Origin of the sequence: Pseudoalteromonas atlantica, from assembly GCA_007988745.1 — a bacterium.
Taxonomy (GTDB): domain Bacteria; phylum Pseudomonadota; class Gammaproteobacteria; order Enterobacterales; family Alteromonadaceae; genus Pseudoalteromonas; species Pseudoalteromonas atlantica.
Window position 1 is genome coordinate 1 of sequence record BJUT01000076.1, and the last position, 13257, is coordinate 13257.

The 13257-nt window shown below is 40.5% G+C and carries 14 protein-coding genes; 8 read left to right on the forward strand and 6 right to left on the reverse strand.

What is annotated here, in order from left to right; translation table 11 throughout:
• The 3 genes from PAT01_RS18755 to PAT01_RS18765 all read right to left on the reverse strand — a co-directional run.
• The coding region (locus PAT01_RS18755; protein ID WP_154945989.1) for an ABC transporter permease at nt 1–752 on the reverse strand (752 nt) is incomplete at its 3' end.
• Nucleotides 749–1447: an ABC transporter ATP-binding protein gene (locus PAT01_RS18760; protein WP_154945990.1), complete on the reverse strand. Its 699-nt coding sequence runs from the start codon at nt 1445–1447 to the stop codon at nt 749–751. The genes PAT01_RS18760 and PAT01_RS18755, both read right to left, overlap by 4 nt.
• Nucleotides 1448–1458: 11 nt before the next feature.
• The gene (locus PAT01_RS18765) at nt 1459–2529 is read right to left on the reverse strand and encodes a CDP-glycerol glycerophosphotransferase family protein (RefSeq protein WP_186807310.1); all 1071 of its coding nucleotides are present in this window, start codon (nt 2527–2529) and stop codon (nt 1459–1461) included.
• 376 nt (nt 2530–2905) lie between these two features.
• Here PAT01_RS18765 and PAT01_RS18770 point away from each other — a divergent pair, with 376 nt between their 5' ends.
• From PAT01_RS18770 to PAT01_RS18795, 6 genes are all read left to right on the forward strand, one after another.
• A complete protein-coding gene (locus tag PAT01_RS18770) occupies nt 2906–4009 on the forward strand; it encodes a phosphoribosylaminoimidazolesuccinocarboxamide synthase (RefSeq protein ID WP_154945991.1) in 1104 nt (367 codons plus the stop codon).
• Between the two features lie 121 nt (nt 4010–4130).
• Nucleotides 4131–4790 (forward strand): methylamine utilization protein, encoded by a 660-nt coding sequence (locus PAT01_RS18775; RefSeq protein ID WP_154945992.1) that lies wholly within the window; start codon nt 4131–4133, stop codon nt 4788–4790.
• On the forward strand, nt 4783–7098 hold the full coding sequence (locus tag PAT01_RS18780; protein ID WP_154945993.1) for a bifunctional diguanylate cyclase/phosphodiesterase: 2316 nt from the start codon (nt 4783–4785) through the stop codon (nt 7096–7098). Before PAT01_RS18775 ends, PAT01_RS18780 begins: the two co-directional genes overlap by 8 nt.
• Complete coding sequence (locus PAT01_RS18785; protein ID WP_029773273.1) at nt 7085–7918, forward strand: DUF3034 family protein; 834 nt, start codon at nt 7085–7087, stop codon at nt 7916–7918. Before PAT01_RS18780 ends, PAT01_RS18785 begins: the two co-directional genes overlap by 14 nt.
• Nucleotides 7918–8337: a group I truncated hemoglobin gene (locus PAT01_RS18790; protein WP_029773274.1), complete on the forward strand. Its 420-nt coding sequence runs from the start codon at nt 7918–7920 to the stop codon at nt 8335–8337. Before PAT01_RS18785 ends, PAT01_RS18790 begins: the two co-directional genes overlap by 1 nt.
• A 174-nt stretch (nt 8338–8511) precedes the next feature.
• Nucleotides 8512–9615, forward strand: a complete 1104-nt coding sequence (locus PAT01_RS18795; protein ID WP_096739093.1) for a capsular polysaccharide export protein, LipB/KpsS family — start codon at nt 8512–8514, stop codon at nt 9613–9615.
• 29 nt (nt 9616–9644) lie between these two features.
• Here the strand turns inward: PAT01_RS18795 and PAT01_RS18800 are convergent, their stop codons facing one another.
• A complete protein-coding gene (locus PAT01_RS18800) occupies nt 9645–9995 on the reverse strand; it encodes a DUF5522 domain-containing protein (protein WP_004589076.1) in 351 nt (116 codons plus the stop codon).
• 43 nt (nt 9996–10038) lie between these two features.
• Between PAT01_RS18800 and PAT01_RS18805 the strand changes: the two genes are divergently transcribed.
• Nucleotides 10039–10365 carry a hypothetical protein gene (locus PAT01_RS18805; RefSeq protein ID WP_096041164.1) on the forward strand — a complete coding sequence of 109 codons (327 nt, stop codon included), beginning with the start codon at nt 10039–10041 and terminating at the stop codon, nt 10363–10365.
• Nucleotides 10366–10517: 152 nt separating this feature from the next.
• Here the strand turns inward: PAT01_RS18805 and asd are convergent, their stop codons facing one another.
• Together asd and rsgA are read right to left on the reverse strand one after the other, a co-directional pair.
• Nucleotides 10518–11396, reverse strand: a complete 879-nt coding sequence (asd, locus tag PAT01_RS18810; protein ID WP_186807311.1) for an archaetidylserine decarboxylase — start codon at nt 11394–11396, stop codon at nt 10518–10520.
• A 15-nt stretch (nt 11397–11411) separates the two neighbouring features.
• On the reverse strand, nt 11412–12470 hold the full coding sequence (gene rsgA / locus PAT01_RS18815; RefSeq protein ID WP_004589056.1) for a small ribosomal subunit biogenesis GTPase RsgA: 1059 nt from the start codon (nt 12468–12470) through the stop codon (nt 11412–11414).
• 125 nt (nt 12471–12595) lie between these two features.
• On the opposite strand from rsgA, the gene orn reads away from it, so the two are divergent.
• Nucleotides 12596–13141: an oligoribonuclease gene (orn, locus tag PAT01_RS18820; protein WP_004589057.1), complete on the forward strand. Its 546-nt coding sequence runs from the start codon at nt 12596–12598 to the stop codon at nt 13139–13141.
• Nucleotides 13142–13257 lie beyond the last annotated feature (116 nt).

The following is a 13257-nucleotide window of genomic DNA, read 5'->3' on the forward strand; positions in this document are numbered from 1 at the left end:
TCGTGCTCATCGTGCTCATCGTGCTCATCGTGCTCATCGTGCTCATCGTGCTCATCGTGCTCATCGTGCTCATCGTGCTCATCGTGCTCATCGTCGTCATTATTCGCAGAGTGTGAACCACCATGTATTAAATCAATAGCTGCTAGAGGTATGTGTAAGGTTTTATCTACTGGCGTGCCAGTGGCGTTTAAAATACCGATAACAGTAAACGGGTTGTCTTTATGATGATGAAAGCTCGTATTACCCATCCCGTGTGAGATTACTATGTTATCACCTAGTGTATACCCTAAACGGCTCGCTACATCGCTGCCAAGTACCACCTGGTTTAAATGCTCAAACGCGTGGCCTTGTTGAAAACTTAACGTTTGTTTTTTACCAAAGCGATAGTGGGTAAAGTAATCGCGGCTTGTACCTAGTACAGCTTGGCCTTTGTGGCTGTCGCCTAAACTAATAGGAATGCTCCATTTAACACCACGCTGAGCTGCGATGTACTGGTAACTTTGCCAGCTCACCCCATTATTTGCGTAACCTATTCTAAATACAGAGGAAAGCAGTAATTGAATATCGCCGGTGCGGGCGCCTACAATTAGGTCTGTCCCAGAGATGGTATTACTAAAGCTGGTTTTTGCATCCACGCGAATTCGCTCAATACTTAGTAAAAGCATCACGCTAATAGCAATGGTAAACAATGTGAGCAGTACACTTGCTCGGCGATTTAGCAAACTTTTATAAGCTAACTTAGTCAGGATCATAACTGCTCCTGCAAGCTAACTAGGCTAATTGCACGATTAAATAGCGGTTTTAATGTTTTGTCATGGCTTACAAAAACTAACGTACTGTTGGCGCGCTTAGCCTGTTCGAATAACAGCTTTATAAAGCTTTCTCTATTTGCGGTATCGAGTGCCGAGGTAGGCTCATCAGCAATTATAAGCTCTGGGCTGCCAATAAATGCGCGAGCGGCGGCAACCCGCTGTTGCTGACCAATGCTGAGCGAGGCAACATCTTTACTATGATAAGACTCACTTAAGCCTAATGCTGTTAATAAGCGTATCGCTTCTTTTTGTAAGCTTGGCTTGGGCTCTGTTGTTTGCTGTAAGGCTTTTTGTTTTCTGCTTTTTGAAAATTCACAACCAAGCGTGACATTCTCAATGGGTGTTAAATACGGTAATAAATTAAAGTTTTGAAAAATATAGCCAATATTCTCTGCTCTAAATACATCTCTTTGCGTATTGCTAAGTGTATTTAAATCACAATTTAAAATACGTATGTTGCCACTACTTGGTGTGTTTATACCTGCCAGTAGCGCAAGCAGGGTTGATTTACCGACGCCGCTGGGACCATGTAAAAAAATATGCTCGCCTTTATCAATTCTAAGGGTTGGGATATTTAGCGTAGGCTTGGCATCATTTTTATGCCATTTAAAGGTTACATTATCAAGCTCAATCATACAGTGTGGTGTTACCAACCCCAATAATTTAACATTTTTCTCATTTTAAATTGCCTAATAAGGTTTAGAGGTTTAGGTTTCAAATTATTATCGCTATGCAAAAATTCATTTGTCGCATTAAGTACACGCAGGCTAGATTGCCCATCGGTATAAGGATGAAGCTCTTTAGAGTAGTTGCTAATTGCTGCCATTAGCTCCTGTGGGTATGTAAGGGCGTAATCAATATTTTTTTCTACTTCTGAAGCTTGCGTAACATCTAATAAATGCGGGAAAGGCTGCCTCGTTCTATACGTTACTACCGGTTTATTTTGTAATAAGAACATTTGCAAGACAGAAGAGGTGTCGCACAGCATAACATCTGCAGCTTTAAGTAAAGGCAGTACATTGTCGGTTTCTACAAAAGTTAAGTTTTCATTACTTAAGGCTTTGTATTTATCTACCCACTCCTGTGGCATTTTAGGATGAAATTGCACCAATATTCGCCATTTCCCTTGCTTACTATAGTGCTTAATTTGCTCATAAAGCCTAGGTGCAAGTGTGAGCCTATGTGAAAAAGTGGAACAAATAAGTAATGTCGGGCGTGCATCATTGCTTGCATATGGGTTGTCAGCTTGTGCGGTAAATAAGGGATCTAGAGTTGGCCAGCCAGTTTCAGCTACTTTGAAGTGGCCATGCTTTATGGCTGATTTTGCAAACCGCCTGGTGGTATTTGGACCTTGCGTACAATACAGGTCAAAGCATCCTCTGATTGCAAAATGCCCTTTTTCACCATTTGTATCTCTTTTATGAGCATCAAAACCATGAAATACAGCTACTTTTATCCCAGGGATGAATGTAGGTATTAGGTTAGCTGGGGCGAAAGTTGCGTCGGGTTTCCAAGTATGTACATCTTTTATAGAGTGAAGTTGCTGCTCATCATCATCTAAAAAGTCGGGGTTTACTTCATTACCCGCTAAAAACCACCGAACTTCTCCACCATGGGCTAAAATTTGCGCCTGAAGCGGCCTTAAAATAGCGTATGAATAATTTTGCGAAATATACATTAGGTATTTTTTATTTGCGGTCGCAGTTAGGTAGTCCAAGCGTTACTCCTCTAGTTAGCACGCTAAGTTTACCGCATTATTACAGCCATATAAATATTGCGTGGTTATTTAACCTGAGCTCTGGGTAATAAACCTATTTCTAGCAGCTATTTTCAGCGCTAACTGCGTTGAGTTTACTTGCAATAGGCCAGCTATTGACGCGTAAATTCGCCTTGCTTTCATTGAAAATCTTTGGCTAGAGAAAGTAAATTTAAATATCAGCATATTACAACACGCCCTAGTAAGTCACTTAACCAGATTCAGGTTATTTAGTTTTCAGTGCTGATTGAGCTTTAGGGTAGGCTGATTTATTATATAGCGCTTATAACCCCATACCATACTTTGCTCTATGAGCATCCCTAACCCCGGAGATAGCATGACTAGCTATAAAGTTTTAGACGTAAACGATGACTTACCCATTCGCACTAAAGGTGCCGTACACAGCGGTAAAGTTCGTTCGGTTTATTGGCTAACAGATGAAGACAGCGCACGCCTCATTAAAGAAAAAAACTATAAAGTTCCGCAAGGAACTGAGCTGGCAATTATGGTTATTTCAGACCGTATTTCTGCTTTTGATTGTATTTGGCAAGGCGAAAATGGCTTAAACGGCGTGCCGGGAAAAGGTATTGCGCTTAACTCTGTTGCATCTCATTGGTTTAAGTTATTTGATAAAGCTGGCCTTGCGGGTAACCACATTGTTGATATTCCACATCCTTATGTATGGATTGTGCGCAAAGCAAGTACCGTAAAAGTAGAAGCGATTGCGCGCCAATATATAACCGGCAGCATGTGGCGTGATTACAGTAAAGGGGTTCGCAACTTTTGTGGCATAGATTTACCTCAGGGCTTAACGGCAAACCAAAAGCTTGAAAACGTACTAATAACCCCTTCTACAAAAGGTATTATCGAAGGCGTGGCTGATATTCCACCTGTTGATGATGTGAATATTACGCGCGCTAATATCACGTCTAATTTAGACGTATTTAATTTTAAATCGGCAGAGGATGTGACTAAATACGAAAAGCTATTGGTTGAGGGCTTTAAGCTAATTAGTGAAGAGCTGGCAAAGCTTGATCAAATATTTGTAGATACAAAATTTGAGTTTGGTTATGTAGAGGATTTAGACGGTAACCAACAGCTTATTTATATTGATGAAGTAGGCACCCCAGATTCTTCGCGCATATGGGATGGCGCGGCTTACCGCGATGGTAAAATAATCGAAAACTCTAAAGAAGGGTTCCGCCAGTTATTAATTTCTACTGTGCCAGAAAGTGACGTGCTGTTAAATAAAGACCGAATGGATGAACGTGAGCAGCTTGCTAAAGACTTTATTTTACCAGAATCGGTCATGCTTGAGGTGTCTAACACTTATGTAGGCATTGCCAGTAAAATCATTGGCAAAGAGATTGTAATTCCAGAAGATCCTCGCCAAGAAGTAATTAATATTTTAGATACTGATTACGGCCTTATTGTAAAATAGTACAACTAAAGCATTAAAATAAACAAAGCCCAGTCTTTATTTTTAGTTACTGGGCTATATTCCTTGCAATTAGTGCTGGTCTCTAATTAACTTAACCTAAGATTAACTTTTAGGTGTTGATATGTTTAGGCAAGTGCAGCAAGTTTTTAATAAAAGAGGTTATTTACTCGCCGCTACTTTATTTTTTAGCCAAGGCGTACTGGGCGCAAATATTGATTTAGTAATTCAAGACCAGCATGGTCAGCCACTAAAAGACGCAGTCGTTGAGCTTTATAAGGCGGCAAAGTCAGAGCGCACTACGTTACCCGTTGCGGTAATGGACCAAGTACATAAAGCGTTTTTGCCTGATTTACTGGTGGTGCAAAAAGGCCAGCAGGTTAACTTTCCTAACAGCGATAATATCCGCCATCATGTTTACTCTTTTTCTCAGGCTAAGCCCTTTCAGCTAAAACTCTATTCAGGCCAACCTAAAGAGCCTGTGACTTTTAATCAACAAGGTGTTGTTGTACTAGGCTGTAATATTCATGACTCTATGGTTGGCTATATTTATGTAGCCAATAGTGAGCACGTTTATAAAACTAATAATACGGGTAAGTTATCCTTAGACATAACGCCGTTACCGGCTACGCTGAGTGTGTGGCATGCGCTACAAACTGCACCGTTGGAAAATAAAAAAATGATAACAATAAAGAATAACAATGAGTTACTAATTAAAATTAATACCTCCACCCCAGCACCGCGAAATACTTTTGGTAGTAAGTTTAAGGGCGGTAATGACTAACAGTTTAAAAAACCGCATTATTGTTTTATGTGTAGGCTTAGTTTTACTGACCACTATGGTGAGCATTGTTAGCTTTTGGTGGTCTACAAGTAAATTTCAAGAAGAAAAAGTAAACCAAGATATTAGCGTAGCGCAAAATGTATATAAGCAATATCTGAGCTCAAAAGAAAGCCTACTGCTTACTGCTGCTAAAGTACTTACTGCCGACTTTGGCTTTAAGCAAGCGGTTGCCACTCGCGATGCAGGCACCATAAGTAGTGTGTTGTTTAATCACAGCCAGCGTATTGATGCAGAGCTTATGCTACTAATTGATTTATCAGGTAAATTAATTTCAGCCAATACTAATGCAGATTTGTACCCTCAAAATTTAAAGCCGTTACTGGATGAGTTATTAACTTCGCCAGAGCAATCGAGCTTTGTTGTTCTTAATAATCAGTTATATCAAGTTATTTTACTACCTGTAAGGGCGCCTAGAACCGTTGCATACAGCTTAGTGGGTTTTAAAATTGATGACGAAGTCGCCCTAGAACTTAAAAACCTAACCGGAATGGATGTCAGCTTTATTGCTGAGCAGGATAACTTAGTAAGAAGCTCGTTGCTTAATCGCCCAGAGTTTTTTTCACCTAAAAACTACTTTAACACCACCACAACAACGCGTTTGTTTGGTGATTATCCTGTATATAAAAACCAAGATATTATGTTGCCCTCCCTACAAGGGGATGCGGTAACAATTTTGCTCAGTGCTGATTTAACGCAAAGCTATAACGATTTTGAAAACTTATTGTTTACGCTAATTATTATGGCCATTTTAACTATGCTGGTGGGGGTTATTACCAGTAGTTTACTGGCAAATAACTTAACAACTCCACTCTCTCAGCTTGCAGTTATTGCTAGGCAGTTTGCACAAGGTAATTACGCGTTTGAATTTAATGCATCTAAACAAAGTACCGAAATAGCAACCCTTGCTAACGCCTTTGATAACATGGGTAACGATATTAACGAGCGTGAACAAAAAATTAGTTTTCAGGCACGCCATGACTCGCTTACAGGCTTTTATAACCGCTCGGCTATGCTTGAAGTGCTCGATGATGAGCTGACTCCCTCTACACAATACACCCTGGTTGCTATTGATATAAAAGGTTTACGGCATATAAACGATAAGCTTGGTCCACGCGTAGGCGATGAATGTTTAAAAGCGGTTGCCAATCGAATTAGTGGCTTTTCAGACGAGCTTGGCGGCTTTCATGCGCGTATTGGTGGCGATGAGTTTTTAACTGTGTTTCCAAGTGCCGCTGCCAGAGAGAAAAAAAGCGGTATAGTTGGTTTAATGGCACAGCTATTAGCGTGTTATACCATTAAAACGTTAAAAATTAACTTACGCTTTAGCGCTGGGGTTGTAGAGTATCCTATGCAAGGCCTTGCCAGCGATGATTTAATGCGCCGCGTACTTATTGCCGTAGACAATGCAACAGATAGCCAAGACAGTATTCATTATTACCAAAATGGTGAAGACGAAGCGCATTTAGATCGTCTTAAAATGTTAGATGAGCTTAAACAAGCCATTAGCGATGATGATGGGCAATTATTTATGACCTATCAGCCTAAACTGCATTTACACACACAAAAAATAAATAAAGTCGAATCACTGATCCGCTGGCAACGTAAAGATGGCGGCTGGGTAAACCCAGAACTGTTTATTGATTTAGCCGAGCAATCGGGGCTTATTGTTGAGCTTACATCATGGGTTGTTAACACGGTGGTTTCTCAGGTGGCTGATTGGCAGGCTAAAGGGATTGAAATGCAGGCAGCAATTAATGTGTCAGCACAAGATATTGCCTCACCGAGTTTTCATTCAGCGTTAGTGCGTACTCTAAAAAAATACAATGTTGATCCAACCCTCATTACTGTTGAATTAACTGAGCGCGACATGATTGAAAATGAAGAAAAAGGCATAAAAGCATTACAAAACTTAAAAGCCATTGGTGTAAAAATTTCATTGGATGATTATGGCGTAGGGCAAGCATCACTGGGGAGATTAAAAATGCTGCCTATTGATGAGCTAAAGTTAGATAAGTGCTTTATTTTAAAGTTAGATGAGTCGCGCAAGGATCAATACATAGTGCAGTCGTCAATTACCTTAGGGCATCAACTAGGCTTTAGCGTTGTTGCAGAGGGCGTTGAAAACAGAGATTCGTTAGACTTACTTAAACTTATGCATTGTGACCATGCTCAGGGTTACTACCTAAGTAGGCCTTTAAAAGCAGAACTATTAGAACAGTGGCTAAAGGAATATTATGAAAAAAGTTAAGTGTTTATTACTTGGGTTATTACTTAGCTCGAGTTTTTCTGGTTTAGCAAGCGATGGTAAGTTATTAGCGACCCCCGGGGTTTCGCAAATAGAAGGCAGCGGGGGCGGCGGTATTGTGCCTTGGGCACAACTTGCAGGTTACGCCAGCGAAGACGAGTTCTCTGTGAATGGCTTTTGTAGCCGTGCAGATGTAACAGACTACACTTTAGATGTATGTGGAGCACAAGTTAACCTATTTAATCGTGTGGAACTTAGCTACGCTCAACAACGTTTTGACGTGCCTGCACTTGATACCGAAATAGAGCAATCTATCACGGGCGCTAAAATTCGTTTATATGGCGACATAGTTTACAGTGACTGGCCGCAATTGAGTGTTGGTATACAGCATAAATCTCTTGATGATGGCGCTGTTGCGACCCTAGTAGGTGCACAAGATACTAGTGGCACTGATTACTACCTCGCAGCTAGTAAACTCCACTTAGGCGCTGTAGGGGGGCTTAACTGGTTTTGGAACGTCACAACTCGCTACAGTGAGGCTAATCAACTCGGTTTGCTTGGTTATGGTGGGGCAAATGATGATGCAAAAATTTTATTTGAAGGCAGCACCGCTGTGTTTTTGAGCCGAAGTGTTGCCGTAGGTATAGAGTATAGGCAAAAGTCTAATAACCTTAATTTGGGTGAACAAGACTGGAAAGATTTATTTGTTGCTTGGATGCCAAACAAACACGTGAGTGTCACCGCTGCATACTTAGATTTAGGTAGCATTGCAGGTGCGAGCGATCAAACAGGGTGGTACTTATCGGTAACAGGGTATTGGTAATGAAAAACGTTGTCATTTTATGGTTGTGTTTAAGTGCCCTAGCAGGGTGCGCAAGCTCAACAAATTTATCGCTTTATCAACAGCTTGATGGCCGAGCGGGGCTTACGCGTATTGTAGACAGTTTTATTTACCAAATAGGTAATGATGAACAAGTACTGCATTATTTTGAACACAGCGACATAAGCCACTTTAGAGAAGGCTTTATTATGCATATGTGTATGCTAGTTGATGGCCCATGCAAGTATAAAGGTGACTCTATGGTAGATATTCATACTGGAATGCACATAACTGAGAAAGATTTTAACCATGTGGTGGACTTACTTGTAAATGCGATGGAAGAGCAAAATATTAGCCATAGCATACAAAATGAGATTCTATCTAGGATGGCACCGCTGCGTAGTAAAATAATAAGAATTTAGGTAACATCTGTAAATTATTTACTCGTAGCAGTGAACCTTACTTTTGTAATAGTGTCCACTTAGTATTATTCCTATAAACAATAATTGGCGCGCACAGCTTGTATGTCTTACCTATTTATATCCCGCAAAAATGTACACGCAAAGTACTATAAAAAAATAATCAAAAAGCTGAGTATGGATTGCCAACTGCATGTTATGGGGGCGCCAAAGCTTTCAGCTATACACTATTTAAGTAAAGCGTTTAAAGTTGATTTTAACGATGTTATTAATGCACAACTAAAACGTAAGCGCGCCCGTAATAACCTTTGGAACAATGCTTTAGTATCGGCGGTTTACAAAGTGGGGCTGCGCTTTTTTGAGCGTTTGCGTTACGCAAAATATTTAGCTTTATTAACTGAAGTTAACCCTGATGTAATGGTGATATGGAATGGTAATAAACTGCCTAATACTACCGTTGCTATGGCTGCCAAGGCACTGGGTATTAAGCAATTTTATTATGAAAATGGTTTGCTTCCGGGTACCACCAGTTTAGACCCTCAAGGGATTAACTTTAATGCGTCGCTAAGTCGAGATCCTGATTTTTATTTAAATTTTAATGCAAATAATGCCTTAAACTTTGATGCACCGGCGCTTGTCCCACGAGAAAACCATAAAAAACGCTGTGATTTTGCAGCTGAAAATATACCTGAACGCTACATATTTGTGCCTTTTCAAGTGCCTCATGATACGCAATTAGCGAGCTTTTCGCCATGGATTGACTCAATGGAAATGCTATACGATGAAGTTGTTAGCGCAGTGAAAGCATTGAACGACCCTAGTTTAAAGGTCGTTTTTAAAGAACACCCGTCGTGGCACAAGCATTACACCCATTTATACGATAAAGACCCAATTGCACTATTTGCAAACGGCAATAAAACCTGTGAACTTATTGAATGCGCAGAAGCGGTGATCACTATCAACTCTACGGTCGGTTTAGAAGCACTGTTACTAAATAAGCGCGTAATTACTGTAGGGCAGGCTTGTTATAATATAGAAGGCTTAGTTAAGCATGCTGATACTCGTGAGGGCTTAGCTGCCCAAGTAGCAGATGTAGCTCAAGGATGGCAGTTTAATCCGCAGCTACGCGATAAGTTTTTTTGCTATTTAAAGCATGTGTATAGTGTGCCGGGCGTTTGGAAACACGCCGAAGAAGAGCATATCAAAGCAATTGAGTTACGTTTTAAAGGGGCGGATAAATTTGCACAATACAGCAACAATGTGCCCAACGAACTTATTTAACCGCGTATTGTATATCAACATGTTGTGATTTAGCTGTAAGGACAATTTTTACAGCCATTTTTACAGCATGTTCCTCGCTTTAAAAAAAACCATTTACTAAACACCATGTAGCCATTTTGCATGGTGTAGTCTAGCCCTTCAATTAAATTGTCAGTACCTCTAAACTTTTTAGCAAACTCAATTTGTGCTTTGATTGGCTGAGTATAAATATGCGCTAAATAAGCGTTTATTTTATTAAGCGTACATTGCGGGCATAAACAGCTTGTTGCTGACTCTTCAAGCGGTAAAATAGCAGGTAATTGGTTACACCAGCATGCGTTTATATCGTTTACATTACAAATAAGCGCAGTGTGGCATTGTGAGCAGTTTAATCTCGTCATTTTAAGTCTTATCAGCAGTAGAGCAGCAAGAATAACAAATATTATGAATATACAAAAAGCATTGGCCGAATTTATTACCTTTGGTGAGCAAAGAGATGATGCTATTAGCGTTATTATTTCTACCCCAGCAGAGGAAAGTGCTCCCGGTTATACACTCACAAAGCCGGTATTGATTGACGTGTTAACACGTTGTGTAAACCACGAAATAGAGATAGATGATTTAGAGCTATGGGCAAATGTGGTTGAATCGCGAGATGATATAAATTGCGCCGAACACGAAGGGGTTATTTTTGCGCTCAGTAATAGTGAGCAAATGGGTGAACTTGATAAGCGTAAGCTGACTGTATTGTTGAAGCTGCTACAGAGCTAAGCGTAATTTAGTAATGATTGTATTTAAACCGTTTTAAATTATCATCAGGTGCAGCGAAATCAAACTTAGCTTATAGATTAACATTGCTCTGAACTCAAAACCGTGAACTACGAGAACAGAGCAATGTGATAAAACGTCTTTATTCAGAGGGCTTACAGCTCTTCACTTTCTTTAATTGTTGCAAATGCGGTGTTTAAACGTGTTACTGTTTCAGGCAGTTGGTCGTCTAAAATGTCTGCTTTATCTGCACCCCATGCTAGTACCACTGTTGAGCCTAGTTTAAAGCGGCCCATTTCTTCACCTTTTTTAAGGGTAATGGCGTTTTCGCCTTTAGTTGGGTAGTTCCAGCTAAACACATCGCTACCGGCGGGTGGTGTTACTGTGCCTGCCCAAACGGTCTCTATGCTGGCTACAATGGTTGCGCCTACTAGTACCATAGCAAGTGGGCCAATTTCGGTTTCAAAAATAGCCACTACACGTTCGTTACGAGCAAATAAATTAGGGACATTGCGCGCTGTAAGCGGGTTTACCGAAAATAAGTCGCCCGGTACGTAAATCATTTTACTTAGTGTGCCGTCTATAGGCATATGAATACGGTGGTAGTCTTTTGGCGCTAAATAAATGGTAGCAAATTTTCCGCCTAAAAATGGTGTTGTATCATCTTCAGAGCCACCTAATAGTGCTTGTAGACTGTAGTCATGACCTTTTGCTTGTATTAGCTGCCCATCAACAATGTCGCCCAGTTGGCTAATAGCACCATCAACAGGGTGAGTAATTACGTTCTCGCCTTGCGCCATTGGACGCACACCATCTTTTAATGGGCGAGTAAAAAACTCATTAAATGTTTTGTACTGCGCTGGGTCTTCATACAAAGCCTCGTTCATGTCTACTTTATATTGTTTAATAAATAGTTTAATAAGCGTTGTAGTTAAAGCACCGGCTTTTGCTGCTGCTAATTTACCTACTACGCGTGAAATAAAGTGCTTTGGCATTGCATACTGCATTGCAATTTTAAATTTGTCTAAACTCACAGATTGTTTCCTAAATTAAACGCGAGGTGCGCGTGCACCAGCACGGCCATCGGCCATTGTTTCTAAAATACGGTGGTAGCTGTCGAATCGCAATTGCGAAATATCGCCATCGGCTACCGCTTGTTGAATTATACAGCCTGGGTCGTTTAAATGCTTACAGTCTCTAAAACGACATCCACCTATAAACTCTCTAAATTCTTTAAAGCACCAGGTTACCCGTTCAACATCTAAGTGCCATAAACCAAACTCACGTATTCCCGGTGAGTCAATTAGGTTACCACCACTTGGTAGGTGATGTAAGCGCGATACAGTGGTGGTATGTTGCCCTAAGCCACTGTTTTCTGATACTTCTTTAGTTAATATTTCGGCATCAGGAAGCACAGTGTTAACTAAGGTTGATTTACCTACGCCACTTTGACCAACAAAAATATTATTTTTATCAACCAGTACGTTTTTTAAATCATCTATGCCTTCGCCGGTTACACTACTTACAAGCAGTACCTGATAACCAAGGCCTCGATAAATATCGAGTACTTTTTGAATTTCATTTAGGCCTTCGTCGTCGATTAAATCGATTTTATTAAGTACTAAAATAGGTTCTATACCCATGTCTTCACAGGCAATTAAGTAACGGTCGATAATACTGGGCGTAAACTCTGGCAGTACCGCTGAGACCATTAAAATTTGGTCAATATTTGCAGCGATTACTTTTACGCCATCGTAAAAGTCGGGACGAGTAAGCTGAGAGCGGCGCTCTTGTGTTGCTTCAATAACGCCTGCTAAGTCGCCTTCACTTACTTTTGCGCGGCGAAATAGTACTTCATCACCACACACTAAGTTAGTAACGGTACGGCGAATATTACAGCGTAATACGTCACCTTCTTGTGTTTCTACATCGGCGTGTTGGCCAAAACGGCTGATCACGACGGCGTTTTCGGTTGCGCCCAAATTATCTGTTTGCCACTCTTGTGCGCCACCTTTTGCCAATTTTGTATCGGCATTATTTAAGCGCTTTTGATGATTAGCCTTGATCCTGCGAGATTGGCCTTTACTTAATTTTTTCTGTTTTGCCACTTTTGGCCTATAACCTTGGTTTAAATGTCGGCTTTGCGTATAAAAAAGCTTTAGCTCGACGGTTGATGCTAATATGATATATCGAAATGCGTTGGATCTAAAGAAAAGCACTGTTTAAGGTTACTATGACTATTAATGAATCTAATTTAATTTGGCTTGATCTGGAAATGACTGGACTTGAGCCGGCCACAGATAAAATACTCGAAATTGCAACAGTAGTAACTGATGCCGATTTAAATATACTCGCGGAAGGGCCTACTATAGCTATTCACCAAAGTGATGAGTTGTTAGATGGCATGGACGAATGGTGTACTACACAGCATGGGAAATCAGGTTTGACTGCCCGTTGTAAAGCCAGTACATACGATGAGGCTTATGCGGTTGAACAAACGCTTAATTTTTTAAAGCAGTGGGTTCCTGCGGGTAAATCACCTATGTGTGGTAACTCAATAGGTCAAGACAGACGCTTTATGAATAAGTATATGCGCGAGCTTGAAGACTTTTTTCATTATCGAAATTTAGATGTAAGCACAATTAAAGAGCTTGCCCGACGTTGGAAGCCTGAGGTACTAGAACAGGTAAATAAAAAAGGCTCTCATTTAGCTCTCGATGACATTAAAGATTCTATTATGGAATTAAAGGTGTATAGAGAAAAATTCTTTAATTTGTAAAAAACACTTGCAAACACATTAGATTATTGTAGAATCCTGCCCCGCTCAAGACGATAACCCTCGCGGGGTTGGTGTGTTTGAGTGGTTTAAATACCATCAGTAAGTGCGGCACTAGC